The following is a 23,503-nucleotide window of genomic DNA, read 5'->3' as shown; positions in this document are numbered from 1 at the left end:
GCTCTGGTACATGGAGATCGTCCTATTTAGAGGGTCTCGCCTAAATTTTATAACTTTAAAAACTCAGTATTCACTTTTGATTCTCTCGACAAAGCAACTTTTCCCGTCCGCGCAATCTCTCTGATGCCAAATTTTTGTAAAACTTGGACGATCGCGACAATCTTACCAGGATCGCCGACCACTTCCAGTGTCAAGGCATCTTCAGCGACGTCAACTACCCGCGCTCTAAAGATATTCGCAAGTTCGATAATTTCCGAGCGATGCGCGCTACTAGCATTGACTTTGAGTAGCATCAATTCTCGCTCCACACAAGGCACGTCAGTAATATCGAATACTTTAAGAATATTTACTAGTTTATACAACTGTTTGGTGAGTTGCTCGATCGAGTGGTCATCGCCATCGATCACCATTGTCACCCGCGATCTCCCTTCTTGTTCAGCAGGTCCGACCGCCAGACTCTCGATATTAAATCCCCTGCGAGCAAATAATCCAGCAATCCTAGTCAGGACGCCAGCTTCATCTTCAACTAATACAGATAGGGTATGTTTCATCGGATCGAGGGTAGGGTAATTAGGCTTTAGGCTGTAGGTAGCAGCTTGGAGCTGATGTGTAGAACCTAAAAACGCCAACTTGAAGCCTCATGCCCTAAAGCCTAATCCCTAAAGCCTAAAGCCTAAAACCTATTCTCTCATAATTTTAGATTGTCACAATCTTAAAAAAATTGTAATCATCTTCGTCGTTGATGACAAATAGCCCACATAATAAATAGGATTTATCTTTTTAGATGGAGTAAGTGAAATCATGGGTTTCTTCAAAAAATTATTTGGGATGGAAAAACCAGCAAATGCTCAAGTCAATCCTACCCCAGCTCCTGAAGCTACAGATCCTGAAACTGGTGGAGAAGTAGCTCCAGAACGAGTTGGAGTTAATGGTGAATACGACCAAAGCGGGCTTGCCAAGCGCGTGGCTCTTGCCTTTGATGAAGATGCTTCAGTTACTGATGTCGAAGGCTTATGGGTCGCTCAAACTGGTAGTAGCGTTGTGTTAAAAGGTGCTGTGCCCAGCCAAGAAATTCTCGATCGGATGGTTGAGCTAGCCAGCGGGGTTTCTGGTACCACTGATGTGAGTATCGACCAAGTTACCGTCGGCTAAGCAGTGGTTACGGAAGGTAGCGCAGAGGTTAGATCTAAAGTTTGGGCATTCGGATCTAACCTTTCGCCTACCTCCAACTCTAGTTGTGATTGTTGCCGCACAGCCAATAAAGCGAGCCAATTACAGATCGTCTCATTTACCAGTTCGGGCATCTCGTCGTGGGCACAGTGACCAGCACCTTTGAGGTTGATTAGTTCCAGTAACGGGTTCAATTTTAACAAGATCCCAGCAGTGCCCAGTGGAATCATCCGATCGTCACTACCCCATAGCAAGAGCATCGGGATGTTCATTTTGGGTAGAAGCTTGCGAATATTGGGAGAAAAATTACTACTAGTCATCCCCTGCATAATCTTCACGAATGCAGCAGGAGCTTCTTTCTCTTGAGCTGGGGCAATAAATAAATCGATTAATTCATCTGTGACTCGATCGACATTAGCATAAGCAATTTGCGCCCATTTACGGGCAACTCTGGGCTGACTGACTACCCGAAATAATGTGTGCAGTAGTAATGGGTTTAAGATCGTCCGTTTGATACCATTTACCAACGGTTGCAGCGATCGCGGAATCATCTCTTGTTCGGCTGAGAGATCTGGTAAACTGACCATAATTAGACTGGCTGCCATCGCTGGATACCTAGCTGCTGCTACTAGAGCGACCAACGAACCGATCGAATTACCGACCAAAATCATCGGCTGACCGACAAATGTCTGCCAAAAATCATAGACTTGATCGACCCACAAATCGATATCGTACTGAATATTTGGCTTGCGCGACCCGCCCCAGCCGACGAGATCTAGTCCGTAGACAGTATGGTTGGTTGCCAAGCATTCTACATTGTGCTGCCAGTGACCGATCGACGCCCCGAAGCCATGTAAGAGTAGCACTGGAGCCTTAGTGACACCATCATTACTGCATCGCTGGTAAGTGTACCGCGTCTGCCAGCCCCGCCACACCCAATCTCGCTGATTCCCGACCTTTTGGTGCCAAGTCCGCAACATACTGTCTCCTAAATCTGTATCCATCGCTACTACCTTAAACAGGTTCCATAAGCTTAAAAAATATTAAACTTTCGATCCCAATCTTCAGATCTTGGGTAAAATAGTGATACTAAGCTAAACAACATCTTACGTTAATTAGTTTAGACTGATTTTACAGCTAGCTGTAATTGAGGATAACCATACCACTTACCCACCTGCAAATCCCATAGCTATTAAATCCCCCATCATCGAAAAAAGACGCACCCGCGATCTTCCTCAAATCAACGAACGTATCCGTTTTCCTCAAATTCGCGTAATCGGTACTGATGGCGAACAACTGGGGATTCTCACGCCCAATGAGGCTCAAGGAATAGCAGATGAGAACGGACTGGATTTGGTGCTTGTCAGTGACAAAGCCGACCCACCCGTGTGCCGGATCATGGACTACGGTAAGTATAAGTTTGAACTCGAAAAGAAAGCTCGCGAAGCGAAGAAGAAGCAACATACTGCTGAAGTCAAAGAAGTCAAAATGCGCTACACGATCGAGGAACATGACTACCAAGTGCGGGTTAGTCAAGCCGATCGCTTTATTAAATCCGGCGATAAAGTCAAAGCCACCATTACCTTTCGCGGACGTGAGATCCAACATAGCGATCTAGCTGAGAAAGTCCTCAGACGGATGGCCAACGATCTCCAAGAGATCGCTGAAGTTCAGCAGTTTCCCAAGAAGGAAGGACGCAACATGATGATGCTACTTTCGCCCAAGAAAGTCTAATCGAGCCTCCGACATCACTATGTTACCCTTGAAGTGCTTCGCCAAGCAGATGGGTAAGTTAACAAAAAATAACATTTTAAAATCCCGATTATCGGCAGTTAGATCCACTCCTAACTGCCTTTTTAATGCGCTGCAATCGCTGTCGGTGCATCGATCCCCGTCAATGATACACATATAAAATACCCTTATCACGATCGTCAAAAGATCGGAACCAAAACTTATGCACTTGCTGATATAGTTAGTTTTAACAAGAAACGTCAACTGGTTCCTGAAGGTTAGGAAATTTATGGCTTACGCGCAAACTCAAACTCAGGCGAAGACTGGGTACAAGGCTGGTGTACAAGACTATCGTCTGACTTACTACACCCCTGACTACACACCCAAAGATACAGACTTACTCGCAGCTTTTCGGATGACTCCCCAACCTGGAGTACCCGCAGAAGAAGCTGGTGCTGCTGTAGCCGCTGAGTCCTCCACAGGTACCTGGACGACTGTTTGGACTGACTTGCTCACTGACCTCGATCGGTACAAAGGTCGTTGTTATCACATCGAACCAGTTCAAGGTGAAGACAACCAATATTTTTGCTTTATTGCCTATCCTTTAGATTTATTTGAAGAAGGTTCTGTTACCAACATGCTTACCTCATTAGTAGGTAACGTATTTGGTTTCAAAGCGATTCGGGCATTACGTTTAGAAGATTTACGTATTCCAGTTGCTTATCTCAAGACCTTCCAAGGGCCGCCTCACGGGATCACCGTCGAACGCGATAAATTAAATAAATATGGTCGTCCGTTACTCGGTTGTACTATCAAACCGAAACTCGGTCTGTCTGCTAAAAACTATGGTCGGGCGGTTTATGAAGTACTCCGTGGTGGTCTAGATTTCACCAAAGACGATGAGAACATCAACTCCCAACCCTTCATGCGTTGGCGCGACAGATTCTTGTTCGTACAAGAAGCGATCGAAAAAGCCCAAGCAGAAACTGGCGAAATCAAGGGTCACTACCTCAACGTGACTGCGCCTACCTGCGAAGAAATGATGGAACGCGCCAACTTCGCCAAAGAAATCGGCACGCCGATCATCATGCACGACTACCTCACTGGTGGTTTCACAGCCAATACCTCCTTGGCGAAATGGTGCCGTGCCAATGGCGTCTTACTGCACATTCACCGCGCAATGCACGCAGTAATCGATCGTCAAAAAAATCATGGTATCCACTTCCGCGTGCTAGCTAAATGCTTGCGGATGTCTGGTGGCGATCACCTGCACTCCGGTACCGTCGTCGGTAAACTCGAAGGCGAAAAAGGGATCACCATGGGTTTTGTTGACCTGATGCGTGAAAACTACGTCGAAGAAGATCGCTCGCGCGGTATTTTCTTCACCCAAGATTGGGCTTCCATGCCCGGAGTCATGCCTGTTGCTTCCGGTGGTATCCACGTTTGGCACATGCCCGCACTAGTCGAAATCTTCGGTGATGACTCTTGTCTCCAATTTGGTGGTGGTACTGCTGGACACCCTTGGGGTAACGCTCCTGGTGCCATGGCAAACCGCGTCGCCCTCGAAGCATGTATCCAAGCTCGGAATGAAGGTCGTAACCTCATGCGTGAAGGTGGCGATGTCCTCCGTGAAGCTGGTAAATGGTCACCTGAGCTAGCTGTTGCCCTCGAACTCTGGAAAGAAATCAAGTTTGAATTTGAAGCAATGGATACTCTGTAGACCAAAGATTGGATCTAAAGTATGAAGTATAAAAATTAACATTTTAGCTTCATACTCCACTCTCCCTACTTTGAATTATTGCTGATAATGGATCGCAAACAAGTTGCCAAAGCTACGACTAAAGTCATCTCCAGCTACTTGACTTATCAAGCGGTGCAGACTGTTCTGGCTCAATTGATGGAAACAAATCCAACTTTAGCAAGATGGTTGCACAGTTTTTCCAGTCGATCGATCGTCCAAGATGGCGAAGTCTATCTACTCGCACTCCTGGCAGAACACCAGGAGCTAGCCTTCCGAATTATGACGGTGAGGGAGCATTTAGTCGAAGAAATCATGGACGACTTGCCAGAGATGGTGTCTCACGACATAAAGCACAAGAACACTCAGCATCGCAAGCAGCAGCTAGAGAAGCTCACGCAGCTATCTGTTAGCGATCCGACGAGCAGCCATTTAGAATCATCATCTGAGTAACTAGTTGCACAGATATATCCTCATCTCAACTATATTTAGCCGTAGAGCAAATAGCAATGCAAACTTTATCTTTTGAACGTCGCTTTGAGACTTTTTCCTACTTGCCACCATTGAGCGATGCTCAAATTGCCAAGCAGCTGCAATACATGCTCGATCAAGGATATATTCCTGGTGTTGAGTTCAGCAAAGAATCCGAGCCTACTCAGCACTACTGGACACTCTGGAAGTTGCCATTATTTAATGCAACTACTACCAACGAAATTTTAGCTGAAGTCCGTGCTTGCCGTAGTGAATACGGTCACTGCTACGTTCGGGTTGTGGGTTTTGACAACATCAAACAGTGCCAAGTATTGAGCTTTATCGTTCACAAACCATAGTAAATAATGACAACCAATTATAGTTCTAAAACTTAGAACTAATATGTACTCAGAGAGCAGAAAATTGATTTTCTGCTCTCTTTTTTAATGCCATTGCGACAAGCTTTACTAAAATCACATCAAGCGTACTTGTGAATACACGATCGAGATCTGGGTACCATTAAGCTAGTATTATAGAGACACTTCGTGTCACTTCAGCTCATATCCCGATCTTTACCTAGAGAGCCAAATGAACAGATTTTCAATCGTTTGTGGATTAATTATTGCTGCTAGTCTAGTCCCAGTGCGGGCGATCGCGGCAACTTTCGATCGCATCGTCGTCTATGGCGATAGCCTTTCTGATGTCGGGCGATTCTATACAGCATCAGGTAATACGTTGCCACCTTCACCACCTTATGATGACGGCAGATTTTCCAATGGTCCGGTGTGGGTCGAATACCTGGCAACCAAATTAGGCATACCTAACGATCCTAGTACCAACTTTGCAGTCGGTAATGCCAAAACTAACAGTCATCCTCAAGCTCCTGCACCTGGATTTCTTAGCATCAAGCAACAGATCGATAGTACTCCTTCATTTAACGATCCTGACGATCTCTATGTGATTTGGGGGGGAGCCAATGATTATTTGGATCTAGCAAATCCAGCCAATCCCAGCATAGTAGTTAGTAATTTGACCGCACAGATTGGTACTTTAATCGGACGCGGTGCTAAAAATATTTTAGTCCCCAACCTACCAAATCTAGGTCAGCTTCCGAATACACTAGGATCGCCTGCTGCTGGGCTGCTCAATAGCGCAACTCAGGCTCACAATCTTGGTTTAGCAGCAAGTATCAGTGCTTTAAGGAGTACTAATTCTGATGTTCAATTAAACTTACTGGATGTCAATTCTTTATTTAATACGGCTAGTAGTGCTGGATTTACCAATGTCACAGACAAGTGTATTACGTCACCTAGCTGCACTCCTGACACCTATCTTTTTTGGGATGAGGTGCATCCGACAACTGCTGGACATAAACTGATTGGGGATTTAGCTTTTAGTGTCGTCTCGCCTACAGCCGTACCCGAACCCATCACTATGTTTGGTTCGCTAGCTGCATTTAGTTCGGCGATCGCGTTTAAACGAAAACTCAAATCGTCAAGTTTGAAAGCCAAAGAACTTGTCAAAGATATCTAATAGCTCATCCTCAAAAGTAGGGGCAATTCATGAATTGCCCCTACTTTTGGCGATCGAATACTGCCACCGATTAAAATCGGGACTAGTGTTACAAAGTCCGCCTTCGCGGACTATGAAATCCAGTCCGACATCTCGGACTGTGTATTTCGAGGAGTGGTTTCAACCACTTTGAGTATAGGTAGCAACTTGAGTTAACTACCGATAAACCGAACCCATATAGTTCCCCCACAATTGTGCTGCTTGCGCGCTACTGCCTCGGGTGGGTGAATTATCATCATTGCCCAACCAGACACCCGTAACGACATTACGATCGGGAATAAAGCCAATAAACCAGAGATCGACATAATCATCTGTCGTGCCAGTTTTGCCGACTTCGCCCAAACCGATCGCGGCATTTTTACCAGTACCATTAGTTACTACTCCCCGCATCATCGTTGTGAGCGTATCCGCAGTACTAGCAGGTAATACGCGCCGACTCGATTGAGAGTCTTTGGCAGCGTCATACATCAGCCGACAGGTACGGACTTGCTTGAGATCGCAATTGCTCGTATCGTACACCCGTTTGATGACACGCGGTCGATGCCAAATGCCGCGCTCGGCAACCGCTCCATAAGCTCCAGTAATTTCTAATACATTCACGACACTTTGACCGAGAATTAGTGCTGGTACTTCATCGAGTTTGGATTTAATGCCCATTTTTTGAGCGGTTTCGATGACCTTGGGCAGTCCAATATCGCGGGCAACGCGCAGTGCCGTCACGTTCTCTGAGAGCGTAAATCCGGTGTACATATTTGCCGATCCTGAAGCCCCATGATTGCAACCAGGAAACCTTCTACCCCCCCAGGAGAGGGGATCGCAGGAATAGGTCTTTCCCGGCGATATCCCACCCTCGATCGCGGCAGCATACCCAAACAGTTTAAAAGTCGATCCGGGCTGGCGTTGGGCATCTACGGCGCGGTTGAATTGACTTTTTTGATAATCCACACCGCCAACCATTGCTTTGACAATTCCGGTACGACTATCGAGGCTGACGATCCCACCTTGCGAAAAACGGTAACTACTACCAGCACTGGCGATATTTCGTCGGAGTGCGGCTTCCGCTTTCGCCTGCATTTGCAGATCCAAGCCAGTCTCGATCGCAAAATTCCCTTCTTTAGCTGTCTCAGTTCCCAAGATTTCCTGAAGCTCCTGAAATACATAGCCATAAACATAGGGAGCCTTGGTGTTACTACTTGGCAGACACGCTTCTTGACGATAATCAAGTGTCGATCTTCGTGCTTCTCTGGCTTCGGCGGAGCTAATTACGCCTGTTTCGAGCATTCTGTTGAGTACCAAATTTCGTCGCTCGATCGCTTTTACACCCTTACGTCCCTGTTTATCTTCGACGCAGGGATTAAAGATATTTGGCCCTGGTAAAATTCCCACCAACATCGCGGCTTCAGGGAGCGTCAGATCCCGAGCGGATTTACCTAGATAGTGTTGTGAGGCATCCTCAAATCCGTGTGCATCGTCGCCGAGGAAGACCCGATTGAGATATGTGAGTAAAATTTTATCTTTACTGTAGGTGGCTTCTAGTTTTAGAGCGACAACTGCTTCTCGTGCTTTGCGGGCGAGATTGTCCTCGCTGCCGACATACGATCGAAACAAACTCCGCGCCATTTGCTGGGTGAGCGTACTGGCACCCTGGGTTAGTTTACCTTTTTGGCGTCCCACGACGATCGCCCGTCCCACGCCCCACGGATCTACGCCAAAATGCCAATAAAAACGACTATCTTCCGAAGCAAGTAAGGCTTTGGGTAAGTGGGGCGAAAAATCTGAGAGATTTGCAAGATCCTTATGTGCGCCGACTTTGGGTGGACGCAGCGGTTCTACTAAGTCTTCAGCGTAAACCATCACTGGTCCATTGGCATCGGGCAGTGGACTGACACCGATTTTGGTAGATTCTGCTACTACTGCCAATAATAGCAAAGTTAAAATGCTGCCTGTGCCATACAAGCCATACCGCAGCACGCGCATGTAGACAGGCGGCGGATCGAGATAGGTTATTTTAACTGCTGCTTTGAGTTCGGGCGGCCCGAGCGTAAATGTATCACCATTGCGGAGCGTAATCCGATCGACCCGTTTCTTGCCCCGATAAATCCCATTTGTCGAACCTTCATCTTTGAGCAAAAAGGTCGTACCTTTAATCCTGTCTCTACTCAATGACAGATGTACTTGACTGACTACTTCATTGCGAACCACAATATCGCAAGATTGGGAACTCCGCCCCAACACATATTTTTCACCTAGCAGGGGAAAGGTATCTGGCTCAGGGGCATCAGCATCTTGAACTAGCAGTTTTGGGACTCTGGCGTTGGGCTTGAGTGCCAATCGGGTAAAGTTGACTTTCGTCCGATTAATAACTTGAGTGATTTGAGCCAGGAGTGTCTTTTTTGGTGGCTGAACAGACATTTAGGGGCTGGGGGGTGGGGGACTTAGCGACTAGGGGCGATCTGCCCAAGGAGTATGTCTATTCTAGCCCACGCCGCTCGATCGGCTAAAAATCCAAAAAACAGAAGGCTCTGCACTAGATCCTTCTGTTCTGTTCGGTTTAGCGGATCGCTGTCAACTGTCAACTGTTAAACAGCTTTGACTTGAGTAGGTACTTTTGCCATACTGCTATGACCATTGCTATCATTGGTATTAGGGCGAGGTTGGATCACCCCAAAACCACCATGATTGCGGCGATAAACGACATTTACTTCCCCAGTTTCGGCACTGCGGTACATATAAAAATCGTGATCGACTAGTTGCAATTGCGCGACAGCTTCTTCGATCGTCAATGCTGACATGGCAAAGTATTTAGTCCGTACTACCTCTGCTGGCAGTGTTGCCGATCGATTGTCTGTTAGATTATAGTCTAATAGCTCTAAATCTAAATCTTCTCCTAGCTCTTTGACTACATCCGTCCGATCTTTCTTGGTAAAGTTTCGCTCTTTATACTTACGTAATTGGCGAGAAATTTTATCAGCAACCAAGTCGATACTGGCATACAGATGTTCGCTGGCTTCTTCTGCTCGAATCACAGCACCATTGGCATAAATTGTCACCTCAGCTACCTGTGATGCGGCAATCCGAGGATTTTTGGCAACTGACAAATTTACATCGACCCCAGTGGTGATGTTTTCAAAATGGCTCACCGCCTTTTCGATTTTTTGATTTACATAGTCGCGGATGGCATCGGTAATTTCGATGTTCTTACTCTGGAGCACAAGCTTCATAAGCATCTCCCACTAATTAGATTATATTTTAAGGCTGAGACAAGCAGAAAAATTGTGGAAACAACTGTTTCCTCTGTAGCGAATTTTACCCACTTTGCTGACGATACTGCCGACACTGCTCTACAGCTTGAAGGTCAGATTTTGTCAATGATTATCCACAAGGGATAATGATAGCGACCTCACCTATTTGTGACTAACTATACCTTACCATCTTATTAGCTATTCGCACCACAATTTTGGGCGGCAATTTAAAAGACTTTGCATTTTGTGATATTCATTTACATCTCGCAAAATAACCGCTCTCAATTACAATTACTGTTAGCTAACTCACATTTTAGAGGGTAGAGGGGAGGTATTTTGTTGAACGGTAACCTAAGCCCAAAACAGCCATCCATCCACCATCCACCATCCACCATCCACCATCCACCCATGATTCGCGTACCTGCCACCACTGCTAATTTAGGATCGGGCTTTGACTGTATCGGTGCTGCCTTGAGCATGTACAACGAGTTTACCTTCACGCCGATCGAGACCGCAACGTTAGTTATCGCCGTGCAAGGATTGGAAGCGGCTAGAGTCAATACTGATGCTACCAATCTTGCGTATCAGGCGTTCCTCAAACTGTATAGTAGGATCGATCGCACCCCCCCAGTGGTTCAACTCCAAATTAAGCTAGGCGTCCCGCTGGCAAGAGGATTGGGGAGTTCGGCAACCGCGATCGTCGGTGGCTTGCTGGGTGCTAATACGCTAGCGGGAAACCCACTCTCACCAGCAGAAATCATGGAACTCGCGATCGCCATGGAAGGACATCCCGATAATGTCGTACCAGCGTTAATTGGTGGTTGTCAGTTGGCGGCTACATCTGCGAGTGGGTGGGCGATCGCGGATATTCCCTGGCATGATAGCATCGTGCCTGTAGTCGCCATTCCCAATTTTGAACTCTCGACATCTGAAGCTCGAAGGGTGCTCCCAAATGATTACAGCCGTGCCGATGCGATTTTCAATACTGCCCATTTGGGCTTACTCATGCGCGGGCTAGAAACAGGTAATCCTGACTGGTTGTCAGCCGGATTAGTCGATCGCCTCCACCAACCTTATCGTCAAAAGTTAATTCCTGGCTATACTGATGTCGAGCAAGCCGTAATCGCCGCTGGGGGCTACGGCATGGTCATTAGTGGGGCGGGACCGACCTTACTAGCTTTGAGTACTGCAGAATGCGCTGAAGCCGTTGCTACGGCGATGATTCAAGCCTGGGCAACACATGATATCCAAGTAGATGCTCGATCGCTAGAGCTAGATCTGGATGGGGCAACAGTTAGATAGTTGACAGTTGACAGCGAAGTAGCTCAGATCGCAAATGCTGCTTTTGGCGTAACCGAGCGCAAGCCTCTGGCTGAGACTATCAAGTAGCGATCGAAAATACCTCTAATGACTTTTCCGTTTCTCTGGATTGTATGATAAATTTAAAAATATGAGAAAATTATGAAAAAGTAATCGTGAAGTATAAGTTGAGTGGCGATCGAGGCTCTCGTTCCTGGAAACGTTGTCAAGCTGGTGCGATCGCACTGCTGTTTGGGTTTTCGCTCAGTGGCTGCGTTGGAGCTAACCAACAAAGTCAATTGCCCCCCAATCCTACCGCTAATAATGCTGCGCGATCGGATAAAAAAGTCGTGCTAGCGACGTTTACAGTGCTAGCAGACATGGCGCGGAATGTTGCTGGAGACAAAGTAATTGTCGAATCAATTACGAAGCCAGGGGCGGAAATACATGGCTATCAAGTCACCCCCAGCGATCTAGAACGGGGACAAACGGCTAATCTAATCTTGGAAAATGGCTTAAACCTGGAACGCTGGGCGGATCGATTCTACAACAGTCTGCCTAAAGTGCCGCGTATTACCTTGAGTGAGGGCTTTCAACCTGTAAATATTTCTGAGGATAGCTATCGAGGTAAACCCAATCCTCATGCGTGGATGTCACCACAAAACGCGCTCATCTATGTCGAAAATATTCGGAAAGCACTAGTGCAGATCGATCCAGCGAATACAGCCACGTATGATGCCAATGCCAAAGCATACAGCGCACAAATTCGAGCGATCGATCTCAAGCTCAAGACAGCAATCTCAGCCATTCCACCTGACAAACGCTACATCGTTAGTTGTGAGGGTGCATTTTCCTATATCGCTCGTGATTATGGACTCAAGGAAGTCTATCTCTGGGCTGTCAATGCCGAACAACAAGCCACACCAAAACAAGTCGAAAAAGTAATCGATACTGTCAAGGAAAATCAGATTCCAGCGGTATTTTGTGAAAGTACTGTCAATAATAAAGCACAGCTTCAGGTAGCCAAAGAAACAGGAGCAAAATTTGGCGGATTATTTTATGTGGATTCGCTGTCTCCTACTGATGGGCCTGCTTCAACCTATCTCAAACTACTGGAATATAACGTCAACACCTTAATTAAGGGCTTGCAAACTAAGTAATGAGTCATGATTGAAACTAGTATCGATATTGAAAATGTGACAGTTGCCTATCATGGCAAAGTAGCTTTAAGTAGTGCCTCATTGCAACTTCAATCGGGTACAATTTGCGGATTGGTGGGGATGAATGGTGCTGGGAAATCGACTTTATTTAAGGCGATTATGGGATTTGTCAAACCTACCAGTGGTCGAATTTTAATCAATAGATTACCGATTCGTCAGGTTCAAAAACAGAATATAGTTACTTATGTACCTCAATCAGAGGAAGTGGATTGGAATTTTCCAGTCAATGTCCATGATGTGGTGATGATGGGACGCTATGGCTATATGAATCTGCTGCGAATCCCAACATCACACGATCGCCACGTAGTGAGAGAAAGCCTCGAACGAGTCGAAATGTGGCAAATGCAAGATCGCCAAATTGGTGAACTATCAGGGGGACAAAAGAAACGTACCTTTTTTGCCAGAGCACTAGCTCAACAGAGCACAGTTTTACTATTAGATGAACCATTTGCTGGCGTCGATATCAAAACTGAAAAGATGATGATAAATCTGCTGGTGGAACTTCGCCAGAAGGGTTACACTATTTTGATTTCTACCCACGATTTAGCTTCGATTAAAACATTTTGCGATCGCGTAGTATTGATTAATCGCACCATCCTCGCGTACGGTAAGACTTCCGAAGTATTTACTGAAGAAAATTTATCTCGTACCTTTGGCGGTTCGATCGGAGATTTATCACTAGCAAAGAGTCTTTTAGCTCACGAAGATAAAGATATATATTGAGTTTTTTAATTTAGTTAAGATCGAGAATAATAATGGATTTAGTTCAGTGGTTTACTGCGCCTTTGCAGCACGAGTTCATGGTAAAGGCGATTTTAGTTAGTGCATTGGTAGGAGTCGTTTGTGCGGCTCTTTCTTGCTATATGACGTTGAAAGGATGGGCGTTGATGGGCGATGCTGTCTCTCATGCGGTGATGCCTGGAGTCGTCATTGCTTATATTCTCAATATTCCGCTAGCCGTTGGTGCATTTGCTTTTGGAGTTGGCTCAGTAATTGCGATCGGGTATGTTAAGGCAAAAACTCGGGTCAAAGAGGATACAGTTATTGGACTAGTGTTTACGGGCTTTTTTGCATTTGGTTTAGTATTGATTTCCAAAGTCAAAAGTGAGGTCGATCTTACCCATATTTTATTTGGTAACGTGCTGGGTATTTCTGATGCAGATATTATGCAAACCGTAATTATTAGTGTAATTACATTAGTGACGTTGGCAATTTTACGCAAAGATTTAATTTTATTTTGCTTTGATTCGACTCACGCTCGATCGATCGGGTTGAATATTACTTTTCTCTACTACGTTTTACTATCTTTACTCTCTCTCACCGCCGTGGCTGGACTCCAAACTGTCGGCATTATTTTGGTGGTAGCGATGCTAGTAACTCCAGGTGCCACGGCATATTTATTGAGCGATAACTTCGATCGGATGACGCTGATTGCGATGGCAAGTGGGGTATTTTCTAGTGTGATGGGCACCTATATTAGCTATCATATCGATGGTTCGACCGGAGGCTGCATCGTGGTTGTGCAAACCTTATTATTTATTACCGCGATGATTTTTGCTCCCAAACATGGCTTAATTGCCAAGGCACGAGATGAGAAATCGATCGATAGTTAAATTAATTGATAATTGATAATCGAGTTTTTAGGATGGGGATTTAGCGGATGCAATCATGCGGAGAGTGGAGGAACATGTATTGTACCAAGCAAACCCATCCTCCGCGTTGAAGTTTTCGCTCTAATCCCCGCGCGATCCCCGAACATAGCTCAGAGGAGCAAAAACCGCTAAGATCGAAAGTAGCGATGCGCTCAGACAGAGGCTACGCCAAAGATTATTCAGACAAAATATAGAGAAGATGCGTTTAATTTTGATGACTGGCAAAGGTGGCGTAGGCAAAACCTCTGTCGCGGCGGCAACTGGATTACGATGTGCCGAGCTGGGTTATCGTACCCTCGTGCTGAGTACCGATCCCGCTCACTCCCTCGCCGACAGTTTTGACATGGAGATGGGACACGATCCGCGTGAAGTTCGTCCCAATCTCTGGGGTGCGGAACTGGATGCGCTCAAAGAACTAGAAGGTAACTGGGGTGCAGTGAAACGCTACATCACCCAAGTCTTGCAAGCGCGTGGGATGGAAGGGGTACAAGCCGAGGAGTTGGCGATCTTGCCAGGGATGGATGAAATTTTTGGGCTGGTACGGATGAAGCGGCACTATGATGAGGGGATCTATGACGTACTGATTATTGACTCTGCACCCACGGGGACTGCCCTAAGACTGTTGAGTTTGCCTGAAGTGGGGGGATGGTATATGCGGAAGTTTTATAAGCCATTACAGGCGGTTTCAGTGGCACTCAGACCATTAGTAGAGCCGTTCTTTAAACCGATCGCGGGGTTCTCGTTGCCAAATAAGGAAGTAATGGATGCGCCTTACGAATTTTACGAGCAAATCGAAGCTTTACAAAAAATCTTGATGGACAATACCGTCTCTTCAGTACGGTTGGTAACCAATCCAGAGAAGATGGTGATCAAGGAATCCCTGCGCGCTCATGCTTATTTGAGTCTGTACAACGTCTCTACAGATCTAATCATTGCCAACCGAATTATTCCAGCAACGGTTACCGATCCATTCTTCAAAACTTGGAAGGAAAATCAAGAAACATATCGCCAACAAATTCACGAGAATTTTCATCCTTTGCCTGTGAAGGAAGTACCTTTGTATGCAGAAGAGCTGTGTGGACTCGAAGCACTAGATCGCCTCAAGGAAACTCTCTACGGGGATGAAGATCCCAGCAAGGTTTACTATCAAGAAAATACGCTTCGAGTCGTCCAAGAGGGTAACAGCCTCTACAGTTTAGAGCTGTACTTGCCAGGAATTGCCAAAGACCAAATTCAACTGAACAAAACGGGGGATGAGCTAAATATCAGAATTGGTAACCACCGTCGCAATATGGTACTACCTCAAGCTTTGGCGGCACTCCAACCTACTGGCGCGAAAATGGACGAGGATTATCTCAAGATTAAGTTTGCGTGACAGGTTTTGGTTGACGATAACTGACCAACTTTGAGGCAAAATCTCGATCTCGATCGCATAATTGGGTAGTATATTAATAGCGGTAGTATGATGATTGAGATGCTATCCAATTCACTTGAGTATAGAATCAATGGAGGTAATCCGATGTCTCATCTCACCTGCTATCGTCTGACAGTTATTTCGATCGGAATTTTGGGCTTGAATGCAATGGCATTGGCTCCAGCCATCGCCGCAGAACGATTGGCGGTCGATGCGCCTACCGAACGGCTGCAACAAAGACGCACAGCTCAATCGAGGTCAAAATTGGATATCGGTCTCCAGCCAATTATCCCCCAAGCCGTTGCTGGTAAATCCATTGGCTCTCGCCACATCATCGGTCGTGAAGCGACAGCCGAACGGCGAGAGCCAGTGGGCGTAGGTCTGACAGCGCGGGTAGGTACGCTCGGTTTTGGGGTGGATGTTGCCAAATCCTTGACACCACAAATTGATGGTCGCTTGGGACTAAACTTTGGTAATGTCAGTCTCAATCGCAATGATAGTGGAATTAATTATGATTCACAGTTAAAATTTAGCAGCATTCAGTTATTTGGTGATTATTACCCATTTCGGAGTAGTGGTTTTCGCCTTACTGGCGGTCTGATCGCTCAAAACAATAAATTATCGGTAAATAGTAACCCTAATAGTAACGGTACTTACACGATCGATGGTACTCAGTATCAAGCGAGCAATGTGGGCACACTGAGCGGTGAGTATCGGTATCCTAACTCGATCGCGCCTTATCTAGGCATCGGGATTGGTAAATCTACCAATGAAGGTTTGGGCTTCAATGCCGATCTGGGTGTGATGTTTGCAGGTGCGCCCCAAGTGACGCTCAATGCCAGTAATCCAGCTTTCAATAACAACCCAACTACGCGCAACCAACTGGACAATCAAGTGCGTCAAACCGAAAACGATCTGCGCGGGTTTAATGTTTATCCAGTGTTATCGGTAGGACTGTCTTACGGTTTTTAGGGCACTCGCGACTACTACCCTAAATCCCCGACTTCTCCGAGAAGTCGGGGATTTGTCCTGTTAGATCTTTTTTTAGCTGCGGCGACGGGATCTTGCTGGCGGTGCTGGTTTTTGACCATCTTTGTCTAATTTGACAGGCAGAGGCTTACCGTTATTAAAATAAGCTTCCATCACCTTTAGTACCATTGGAGCGGCAGTTTTACCACCACCGCCGCCTGTATGTTCGCCAAAGGCGACCACGACAATCTCCGGTTTGTCCAGGGGGGCGTAGGAGCCAAACCAGACGTGGTTTTCGCCAGGTGGTGCCTCAGCGGTGCCACTTTTGCCAGCAGACTTAGGAATTGTCTCGGAATTCATCACCCCACCAGTACCGCCATCGACTACTTCGCGCAAACCTTTACGGATTACTGCCAGCGTACTCGGTTTGAGGTTCAGCGATTCACGCCATTTGCGTTTGCTGGCATCTTTGACCAGATGGGGCTGGACGTGATAGCCACCATTGGCGGGAACTGCGAACATCCCTGCGACTTGGAGCGGTGTAGCTTGGAGAAAGCCCTGACCGATCGACATATTGATCGTATCGCCGATCGACCATTGCATTTTATAGTTTTTTTGCTTCCAGGTATCGTCAGCCACCAACCCTTTTGCCTCTTCCGGTAATTCGATGCCCGTTCTTTTGCCAAAGCCATACTTGCGCGTCCAATCGATCAAGGTTGGCCCACCAACGCGTTGTCCGACTTGATAGAAGAATGTATCGCTACTCCATTTCAGTGCCCCTGGAAAGCCCTGTGGCCCAAATCCAGCATGATTCCAGTCGGCAAAGGTAAAGCCACCGACCCGAATTGAGGCGTAAGTTTGCAGAATAGTATCGGGCTTGAATTTCCCTGACTCAAGTCCGGCGGTAGTCGTGACGATTTTGAAAGTACTTGCAGGCGGAAACGGCTGAATGGCGCGATTGACAAAGGGGTGATCTTGCCCTTGGAGCTGCTTCCAAATCGCTGGGGAAATCCGCCCTGAGAGGGTATTGGGGTCGAAGGCGGGACGACTTGCCATCGCCAAAATTTCACCTGTGCGGGGGTCCATCGCGACGATGGCGGCTTTGTGTTTGCCGAGGGCATCTTCGGCAACTTTTTGGAGTTCGAGATCGATCGTAATCGTAACATCTTGCCCCGATTTGGAGACTTTTTGACCCAAAAATTGCTGTAATCTTCCCGCTCCATCTACTTCTATTTGAGTACCGCCCCACTCGCCGCGCAACTGAGATTCTAGGGTCGATTCTAATCCCATTTTGCCAGTGACATCTCCGAGTCGGTAGCCTTGAGCGCGACGCGATGCCAATTCGCGCTCGTTCATTTCTCCTGTATAGCCGAGAACGTGCGCAGCAAGTTGACCGCCTGGGTAGTAGCGCACTGACTCGATATCGACATCGATCCCTTCTTTTTCCGCTCCATACTCCTTGAGCCTGGTAATCTGTGCTTCGGTGAGGTCGCGGACGATGCGGACTCGATTGGTAGAATTCATCGTCATCCCCACAACTTTAGCCTGAATTACTGCCTCGTCTAAATTCAAGATTTCGGCAACTTGGCGACGAGTTTTGAGCCAATTTTCACGTTTGGTCGCCAGGGGCCAAATAAAGATCGAGTGGGATAGCTTGTTTCCTGCCAAGAGTCTGCCCTTGCGATCGTAAATATTGCCGCGAACGGGTGGCTTCGCAACGGTGCGAACGCGGTTGGTTTCGGCAACTTGACGATTTTTGGTGCCCTGACTTAGTTGTAAATAAAATAACCGCGAACCGATAAAGCCGAGCAACCCGACCCCGATAATTGTCATTAGGATCGATGCTTGATTGCCCTGTCCGACAGTTCGAGTTTTATTATAAAAGCCCGAAATACTCTTATCGATACCGGATATATCGCCCGAAAAGCTGTCGGAGAAACGATTCTGCATAAAATTTAAGCGTGATTTGAGCGATCGAGCAAGTTATCGACCGGGATAAATGATGGGTGGTGTAATAATTGGCATATTAGCCGATCTCGATCGTTTGGTTGAGTGGGGGATACCGCACGCAGCCAAGATGTTCAAAGATGTTTTCCTATCTTGCTTATACCATCAAGCAGCCGATCTACTTCGATCGGGATGATACAGATTTTTCGATCTGCTTGCGCCGATGGGGATTATTTCGCTCCGAGCCATCAATCTTATAGTGCCCATTTCGAGACAAATTTAGCTGTCGGGAGTGTCAAAGCAGGTCAGCTAATTACTCCAGCTACGATATTAATCGAGATCGCCAAGATGATGGTATTAAAAAAAAATGATAATACCCCGTGCATCAGACACCACCGTCGCATCTGGCGTGATGTAATGTTGACATCAGAGACTTGACTTGTCATCCCAATCACAAACGAAAAATAGAAAAAATCCCAGAAATCTGGTTCTAATTCACCTGGAAAGTCTAAGCCTGTCGATTTGCGTTGAGCGAGCGTCTTATCTCCCTGATAGTATAGATGAGCATAATGTTGCGTAAAAATAGTATGCACTAGTAGCCACGAACAAATAATTGTCGCGATCGATATCCCTAAGTGGATCGCTAACTGTGAGAAAGACATCCCTTTGTCCTGAGGGAGTAGCACCACAGCCACAAGACTAATACAAGCGGTCACTAGAATCAAACTCAAGATCGTATAACGTCCTTCATCTTCTTGCAAAGCCAAGCGTTGCATTAATTCTGGGGTAGCCCACAGCATCAGTCGCCAACTGATAGCCAGGAAGGAAATCATGACTACATCCCAAGTACATAGAATTCGAGTCGCCCAATGCAGTGAATGGGGTAAAAAGATGGCAACTATGCCCCCACAGAGTAAAGATATCAGCAGTCGGGGCTGGATTCTAAATTTGTGAGGAATTCTGTTCCTAGAGGTGGATTTCACGTGGTGACAATCGGATCGATCGCTGATGGCGATCTACTGGGCTAGTCCTGATGCAATTTTATTTGAAATCAGCCAAGCTGTCTCCACCCCCGATGAGGTCACTCACTCATCCTTTTGATGGTAATGACGACAATCTTGGCACAGACCATCTGGATTGACAGCGCACCGCATGTAGGGAGATCTAGCATTGTAGGTACAACTGAGGTCGCCGATGACATAACCGACACCTTCAATGTATTGCTCTTCAGGATCTCTAGTTACCCGCTTGTAACGTCGATTGGAGCTGGACTCAGAGATCGTTAGTCGCCGACTGCGCGCAAGTAACCGCTGGTGATAACTCAACCACGAGCAGGTCATTAATAATAGAGTAACGATCGCGATCGCGATTAGTGTTTGGAGCACCAGTTGCACCTCAATTCATAAATAATATGATAACCTGCTAATTTGCATAGAGGATAGTACTTTGCCCAAAGATCGAGCAAAGCCCAACTAAAATTAGTCTGTACTTACTCGCGCAGATCGTCTTTGAGTTAAAAGCCGACTGAATTTTTAAGTTTTTATCGATCCATTCGCTTTCCCGATCGAGATGTTAGTGCGGTCAGTGGTGTTAACGATCGTTTTGTGCGTATTTAGTCGCAAATATCCGTTCGATCGCGGCTTCAACTACGCGATCGGGAGTAGAAGCTCCCGAGGTGACGCCGACGACAATTTTACCTGCTGGCAGCCAATTTTTGGTAATTTCTAGCTGTTTAGATAAGGGTTTATGCTCGATTTGATTACCAGCCAAAATACGGATATCGCTATCGATATGATACGAAGGAATCTGATGTTCGATCGAGATTTCCTGGAGATGGGTGGTGTTGGATGAGTTGTAGCCGCCGATGACGACCATCAGGTCGAGGGGTTCATCGACTAGCTCGAACATCGCATCCTGACGCTCCTGGGTGGCATCACAGATGGTATTGAAGCTTTGAAAATGGTCGTTTAATTCGGCGGTGCTGTATTTTTTCATCATCGTCCGCTCGAATAGTTTACCGATCGCTTCGGTTTCGGTTTTGAGCATAGTTGTTTGATTGGCAATCCCGACTTTTACTAAGTCGAGATTTGGATCGAAGCCCTCAGAATAAGCATTGTTAAATTTTGCGAGAAACTCAGCACGAAGTTGCAATTTTTCGGTTGGATTCTCGCCATTATTTAAAATATAATCAGCAACATAATTTGCTTCTGCTATATTTAGAACCACTAAATACTTGTCAGCAAAAGAACTAGTTGCCACAGTTTCTTCGTGCTTGTATTGACCGTGAATGATAGAAGTATAGTCTTTTTTCTTGTGCTTCTCGATCGTGTTCCAGACCTTGGATACCCAGGGACAAGTAGTATCGACGATCGTACAACCTTTGTCATTAAGTAACTGCATTTCTTGGACGCTGGCACCAAAAGCAGGTAGGATTACTACGTCACCGCGATCGATCGGATCGAAGTTTTTGATGCCATTTTCGACCTGAATAAAGTTAACATTCATCTCCCGCAGCCGTTGGTTAACCGAGGGATTGTGGATGATTTCATTAGTGATCCAAATCCGCTCTGTGGGGAAATGTTGGCGCGTTTCATAGGCGATGGCGACAGCTCTCTCTACTCCCCAACAAAACCCAAAGGACTGAGCTAGTCGAATCGTCACATCGCCGCGTGTGAGCGTATAGTTGCGTTCGCGCATCTCTTTGATGAGATCGCTTTCATATTCCGATTTTAAAACAACCTCAACATCGGCTTGATGCCCGAATCCTTTGCGATGATAGTTTTCTGATTGGTTAAGCGATCTTTTAAAAGCTTTGGTATCCATGTGTCGGTGGGAGTGGCGAATGGCTCATCAGTAGCATTATATCCAAGCATTGGCAATCCCAGATCGTCAGCGGTTAAAACCGCCGCTGGTGCTACAAAGTCCGCCTACGCGGACTAGTCAATCTTACGTGAGTCCGCGTAGGCGGACTTTGCAATCTTAGCCACGATTTGCGGATGGAATCGCGCTGAGGTTCCCTCAGCGTGCGTTCCACCAAGCAGCGTCTCGCGCTCCGTCTGTGCCTACGGCAGGCTTACGCCAACGACACGCCGAGCTTCGTATACCTACGGCAGGCTGCGCCTACGGCAGGCTGCGCCAACGCCAACGTCTACGGGTTCCCCGAGGGTTTAGCGAGACAGCGACGCATCGACTGGGAGGTTCCCTCCCAGTTGTGTGCGTCAAGACAAGACACAATCGTAGGCAATTTCAGCAGTACCAAGCAGGATCGCCTTGCTTCAACTTGCGATCGATTGTTATCCTTAATGTAAAGAAGTGTAAAACGTTCTACTTGCTCTAGATTGGGGATCGACGATGACAACAGCAGTATTAGCAGATCGCCAGACAGCAGGTGGCGACGATCCTAGCAGATTTGACCCGATCGAGTCTTGGTATCCGGTAGCATATATTGAAGACCTCGATAAACTCACGCCTACCCCATTTACCTTACTCGACCGCGATTTGGTCATTTGGTGGGATGCTCAAACTCAATCTTGGAAAGCATTTGACGATCGTTGTCCCCATCGGATGGCGAGATTGTCTGAAGGGAGAATAGCTGAAGATGGCTTATTGGAATGTCCCTATCATGGTTGGGCATTTACAGGTGATGGTACATGCGATCGCATCCCTCAGCAGTTACCAGATGCCCAAGCCGAAACCTCGCGCCGTGCTTGTGTCAAATCGCTACCGACGGCAGTAGAGCAGGGATTATTGTTTATTTATCCAGGGACGCCAGCAAGTGCATTGCAGACGCCGATACCAGTGATTCCGGTACCGATGGTAGATGGCAAGCCGACAGAGGGCTGGATCGTGTTAAATACCTTCCGCGATCTGCCTTATGACGCAGCAACTCTACTAGAAAATGTCCTCGATCCGAGTCATTTGCCCTATACTCATCACGGTAGCGTCGGCAAGCGATCGAATGCTAGTCCGGTAGAGTTGGAAGTGACTTCATCAGACAAATCTGGATTTACAGGTACTTGGGCCGATGGGCCACGCAAAGGTACATTAGGGAGACAAAATACCACTTTTATCGCTCCATGCTTGATGTGGCACGAACTGACATCTAAGCAACTGGGTGAGACGATGACGGTAGTATATGCCACGCCGATTCGCAAGGGTGAATGTCGTGTTTTTGCGAGATTTCCCTTTAAGTTTGCCAGCAAACTTCCCGCATTATTCATTAGTGCGACGCCCCAGTGGTATTCACACATCAATAATAATGCGATCCTAGAAGACGACCAAATATTCCTACATCATCAAGAACGATACCTCGAACAAAGTGGAGGGAGTGCGAATTTTAGTCAAGCTTTCTATCTACCCACCAAAGCCGATCGATTCGTGTTTGAATATCGACAATGGTTGAACGATCGTCATGCCGATCCTTTCCCAGGACAAACCTTCAAGCCAGCATTAGCGACAGATAAATTACTCGATCGCTATCACAGTCATACCGAGCATTGTCATAGTTGTAGCAATGCGTATAAAAACCTCAAAACAGCCAAACAGGCGATCCTCATTATCACTCTCTTGGCTTGGGTAAGTACGACAGTATTTGCGCTTATTAGCGGCGAAAATGCGCTCCCAAGCGGTTTAATCTCGATCAAGCTAGTGGTTGGAGGTGCGATCGGTTGGTGGGGCTGCGATCGACTGCTAGGGAAGCTAGAGCGGGGCGATCGGATTCCCGCCCGCAATCGGAAGTAGATGTGAGAATCTCAAAAGTTTCAATATAATGTTAGGATTATCACCACAAGGATATGCCTGTAAATATTTACAATGAAGAGAGTGAAAATAGAGATACGATCGAATACTTGTGTGATGGTAATTGGGAGTTACCAGGACAAATCCATGAATTAGAAGAATGGCTGAAGTCCAACCAGAATATCATTCCCAAAGGTAAGTACAGCACTTCCGGATGTTATGAGGTACAGTAACAGCAATTAGCAAACCAATTTCTGAGATGTTGAGGATCGATTAACTTGATTGCAAGTGAAATTACTCGATCGACCATAATTGTCGTAGTAGGTGAAAACATTCGTAAA

General features: G+C 46.6%; 22 protein-coding genes. 14 read left to right on the top strand and 8 right to left on the bottom strand.

What is annotated here, in order from left to right; all coding sequences use genetic code 11:
• Positions 1-47: 47 nt before the first annotated feature.
• Positions 48-551: an acetolactate synthase small subunit gene (gene ilvN, locus ACEW9I_RS00370; protein ID WP_373538395.1), complete on the bottom strand. Its 504-nt coding sequence runs from the start codon at positions 549-551 to the stop codon at positions 48-50.
• 250 nt (positions 552-801) lie between these two features.
• Between ilvN and ACEW9I_RS00365 the strand changes: the two genes are divergently transcribed.
• Positions 802-1,152, top strand: coding sequence for a phospholipid-binding protein (locus ACEW9I_RS00365; RefSeq protein WP_373538394.1), 351 nt, complete (start codon positions 802-804; stop codon positions 1,150-1,152).
• On the opposite strand, the gene ACEW9I_RS00360 is transcribed toward ACEW9I_RS00365, so the two are convergent.
• Entirely contained in the window at positions 1,149-2,174 is a 1,026-nt protein-coding gene (locus ACEW9I_RS00360) for an alpha/beta fold hydrolase (RefSeq protein WP_373538393.1), read from the bottom strand. The genes ACEW9I_RS00365 and ACEW9I_RS00360 overlap by 4 nt on opposite strands.
• A 187-nt stretch (positions 2,175-2,361) precedes the next feature.
• On the opposite strand from ACEW9I_RS00360, the gene infC reads away from it, so the two are divergent.
• The 5 genes from infC (at position 2,362) to ACEW9I_RS00335 (ending at position 6,643) form a co-directional block, all read left to right on the top strand.
• Complete coding sequence (gene infC, locus ACEW9I_RS00355; protein WP_373538403.1) at positions 2,362-2,904, top strand: translation initiation factor IF-3; 543 nt, start codon at positions 2,362-2,364, stop codon at positions 2,902-2,904.
• Between the two features lie 286 nt (positions 2,905-3,190).
• Positions 3,191-4,621 (top strand): form I ribulose bisphosphate carboxylase large subunit, encoded by a 1,431-nt coding sequence (locus ACEW9I_RS00350; RefSeq protein ID WP_373538392.1) that lies wholly within the window; start codon positions 3,191-3,193, stop codon positions 4,619-4,621.
• A gap of 87 nt (positions 4,622-4,708) precedes the next feature.
• Positions 4,709-5,092, top strand: a complete 384-nt coding sequence (locus tag ACEW9I_RS00345; RefSeq protein WP_373538391.1) for a chaperonin family protein RbcX — start codon at positions 4,709-4,711, stop codon at positions 5,090-5,092.
• Positions 5,093-5,148: 56 nt separating this feature from the next.
• Positions 5,149-5,469, top strand: a complete 321-nt coding sequence (locus ACEW9I_RS00340; RefSeq protein ID WP_373538390.1) for a ribulose bisphosphate carboxylase small subunit — start codon at positions 5,149-5,151, stop codon at positions 5,467-5,469.
• 229 nt (positions 5,470-5,698) lie between these two features.
• Positions 5,699-6,643: a PEP-CTERM sorting domain-containing protein gene (locus ACEW9I_RS00335; protein WP_373538389.1), complete on the top strand. Its 945-nt coding sequence runs from the start codon at positions 5,699-5,701 to the stop codon at positions 6,641-6,643.
• 195 nt (positions 6,644-6,838) lie between these two features.
• Here ACEW9I_RS00335 and ACEW9I_RS00330 read toward each other — a convergent pair whose 3' ends face one another.
• Positions 6,839-9,094, bottom strand: coding sequence for a transglycosylase domain-containing protein (locus ACEW9I_RS00330; RefSeq protein WP_373538388.1), 2,256 nt, complete (start codon positions 9,092-9,094; stop codon positions 6,839-6,841).
• A 167-nt stretch (positions 9,095-9,261) separates the two neighbouring features.
• Positions 9,262-9,903 carry a ribosome hibernation-promoting factor, HPF/YfiA family gene (gene hpf / locus ACEW9I_RS00325; RefSeq protein ID WP_373538387.1) on the bottom strand — a complete coding sequence of 214 codons (642 nt, stop codon included), beginning with the start codon at positions 9,901-9,903 and terminating at the stop codon, positions 9,262-9,264.
• Between the two features lie 429 nt (positions 9,904-10,332).
• Between hpf and thrB the strand changes: the two genes are divergently transcribed.
• From thrB to ACEW9I_RS00295, 6 genes are all read left to right on the top strand, one after another.
• A complete protein-coding gene (thrB, locus tag ACEW9I_RS00320) occupies positions 10,333-11,226 on the top strand; it encodes a homoserine kinase (RefSeq protein WP_373538402.1) in 894 nt (297 codons plus the stop codon).
• A 173-nt stretch (positions 11,227-11,399) separates the two neighbouring features.
• Positions 11,400-12,383 carry a metal ABC transporter substrate-binding protein gene (locus ACEW9I_RS00315; protein ID WP_373538386.1) on the top strand — a complete coding sequence of 328 codons (984 nt, stop codon included), beginning with the start codon at positions 11,400-11,402 and terminating at the stop codon, positions 12,381-12,383.
• Between the two features lie 6 nt (positions 12,384-12,389).
• Positions 12,390-13,166, top strand: coding sequence for a metal ABC transporter ATP-binding protein (locus ACEW9I_RS00310; protein ID WP_373538385.1), 777 nt, complete (start codon positions 12,390-12,392; stop codon positions 13,164-13,166).
• A 32-nt stretch (positions 13,167-13,198) separates the two neighbouring features.
• A complete protein-coding gene (locus ACEW9I_RS00305; RefSeq protein ID WP_373538384.1) occupies positions 13,199-14,056 on the top strand; it encodes a metal ABC transporter permease in 858 nt (285 codons plus the stop codon).
• A gap of 238 nt (positions 14,057-14,294) precedes the next feature.
• Positions 14,295-15,470 (top strand): TRC40/GET3/ArsA family transport-energizing ATPase, encoded by a 1,176-nt coding sequence (locus ACEW9I_RS00300; RefSeq protein ID WP_373538383.1) that lies wholly within the window; start codon positions 14,295-14,297, stop codon positions 15,468-15,470.
• Positions 15,471-15,614: 144 nt separating this feature from the next.
• The gene (locus ACEW9I_RS00295) at positions 15,615-16,481 is read left to right on the top strand and encodes a hypothetical protein (protein ID WP_373538382.1); all 867 of its coding nucleotides are present in this window, start codon (positions 15,615-15,617) and stop codon (positions 16,479-16,481) included.
• 72 nt (positions 16,482-16,553) lie between these two features.
• Here the strand turns inward: ACEW9I_RS00295 and mrdA are convergent, their stop codons facing one another.
• The 4 genes from mrdA to ACEW9I_RS00275 all read right to left on the bottom strand — a co-directional run bounded on the left by mrdA (position 16,554) and on the right by ACEW9I_RS00275 (position 21,248).
• The gene (gene mrdA, locus ACEW9I_RS00290; RefSeq protein ID WP_373538381.1) at positions 16,554-18,428 is read right to left on the bottom strand and encodes a penicillin-binding protein 2; all 1,875 of its coding nucleotides are present in this window, start codon (positions 18,426-18,428) and stop codon (positions 16,554-16,556) included.
• 302 nt (positions 18,429-18,730) lie between these two features.
• A complete protein-coding gene (locus ACEW9I_RS00285) occupies positions 18,731-19,408 on the bottom strand; it encodes a DUF1345 domain-containing protein (RefSeq protein ID WP_373538380.1) in 678 nt (225 codons plus the stop codon).
• Positions 19,409-19,510: 102 nt separating this feature from the next.
• Positions 19,511-19,810 carry a DUF6464 family protein gene (locus ACEW9I_RS00280; protein ID WP_373538379.1) on the bottom strand — a complete coding sequence of 100 codons (300 nt, stop codon included), beginning with the start codon at positions 19,808-19,810 and terminating at the stop codon, positions 19,511-19,513.
• Between the two features lie 205 nt (positions 19,811-20,015).
• A complete protein-coding gene (locus tag ACEW9I_RS00275) occupies positions 20,016-21,248 on the bottom strand; it encodes a 4-hydroxy-3-methylbut-2-enyl diphosphate reductase (protein WP_373538378.1) in 1,233 nt (410 codons plus the stop codon).
• 528 nt (positions 21,249-21,776) lie between these two features.
• Here ACEW9I_RS00275 and ACEW9I_RS00270 point away from each other — a divergent pair.
• On the top strand, positions 21,777-23,165 hold the full coding sequence (locus tag ACEW9I_RS00270; RefSeq protein WP_373538377.1) for a Rieske 2Fe-2S domain-containing protein: 1,389 nt from the start codon (positions 21,777-21,779) through the stop codon (positions 23,163-23,165).
• 53 nt (positions 23,166-23,218) lie between these two features.
• Positions 23,219-23,395 (top strand): hypothetical protein, encoded by a 177-nt coding sequence (locus ACEW9I_RS00265; RefSeq protein ID WP_373538376.1) that lies wholly within the window; start codon positions 23,219-23,221, stop codon positions 23,393-23,395.
• The last annotated feature ends 108 nt before the right edge of the window (positions 23,396-23,503 follow it).

The organism is Chamaesiphon sp. (assembly GCF_041738855.1).
Lineage (GTDB): Bacteria > Cyanobacteriota > Cyanobacteriia > Cyanobacteriales > Chamaesiphonaceae > Chamaesiphon.
Note: the sequence above shows the minus strand (reverse complement) of the source record. Positions and strands in the feature narration are given on the sequence as shown.

What these genes read in the sequence shown, in the direction of transcription:
- ilvN (WP_373538395.1), bottom strand. Translation starts at nt 551, where the DNA reads ATGAAACATACCCTATCTGTATTAGTTGAAGATGAAGCTGGCGTCCTG.
- ACEW9I_RS00365 (WP_373538394.1), top strand. Translation starts at nt 802, where the DNA reads ATGGGTTTCTTCAAAAAATTATTTGGGATGGAAAAACCAGCAAATGCT.
- ACEW9I_RS00360 (WP_373538393.1), bottom strand. Translation starts at nt 2,174, where the DNA reads ATGGATACAGATTTAGGAGACAGTATGTTGCGGACTTGGCACCAAAAG.
- ACEW9I_RS00350 (WP_373538392.1), top strand. Translation starts at nt 3,191, where the DNA reads ATGGCTTACGCGCAAACTCAAACTCAGGCGAAGACTGGGTACAAGGCT.
- ACEW9I_RS00345 (WP_373538391.1), top strand. Translation starts at nt 4,709, where the DNA reads ATGGATCGCAAACAAGTTGCCAAAGCTACGACTAAAGTCATCTCCAGC.
- ACEW9I_RS00340 (WP_373538390.1), top strand. Translation starts at nt 5,149, where the DNA reads ATGCAAACTTTATCTTTTGAACGTCGCTTTGAGACTTTTTCCTACTTG.
- ACEW9I_RS00335 (WP_373538389.1), top strand. Translation starts at nt 5,699, where the DNA reads ATGAACAGATTTTCAATCGTTTGTGGATTAATTATTGCTGCTAGTCTA.
- ACEW9I_RS00330 (WP_373538388.1), bottom strand. Translation starts at nt 9,094, where the DNA reads ATGTCTGTTCAGCCACCAAAAAAGACACTCCTGGCTCAAATCACTCAA.
- hpf (WP_373538387.1), bottom strand. Translation starts at nt 9,903, where the DNA reads ATGAAGCTTGTGCTCCAGAGTAAGAACATCGAAATTACCGATGCCATC.
- thrB (WP_373538402.1), top strand. Translation starts at nt 10,333, where the DNA reads ATGATTCGCGTACCTGCCACCACTGCTAATTTAGGATCGGGCTTTGAC.
- ACEW9I_RS00310 (WP_373538385.1), top strand. Translation starts at nt 12,390, where the DNA reads ATGATTGAAACTAGTATCGATATTGAAAATGTGACAGTTGCCTATCAT.
- ACEW9I_RS00305 (WP_373538384.1), top strand. Translation starts at nt 13,199, where the DNA reads ATGGATTTAGTTCAGTGGTTTACTGCGCCTTTGCAGCACGAGTTCATG.
- ACEW9I_RS00300 (WP_373538383.1), top strand. Translation starts at nt 14,295, where the DNA reads ATGCGTTTAATTTTGATGACTGGCAAAGGTGGCGTAGGCAAAACCTCT.
- ACEW9I_RS00295 (WP_373538382.1), top strand. Translation starts at nt 15,615, where the DNA reads ATGTCTCATCTCACCTGCTATCGTCTGACAGTTATTTCGATCGGAATT.
- mrdA (WP_373538381.1), bottom strand. Translation starts at nt 18,428, where the DNA reads ATGCAGAATCGTTTCTCCGACAGCTTTTCGGGCGATATATCCGGTATC.
- ACEW9I_RS00275 (WP_373538378.1), bottom strand. Translation starts at nt 21,248, where the DNA reads ATGGATACCAAAGCTTTTAAAAGATCGCTTAACCAATCAGAAAACTAT.
- ACEW9I_RS00270 (WP_373538377.1), top strand. Translation starts at nt 21,777, where the DNA reads ATGACAACAGCAGTATTAGCAGATCGCCAGACAGCAGGTGGCGACGAT.
- ACEW9I_RS00265 (WP_373538376.1), top strand. Translation starts at nt 23,219, where the DNA reads ATGCCTGTAAATATTTACAATGAAGAGAGTGAAAATAGAGATACGATC.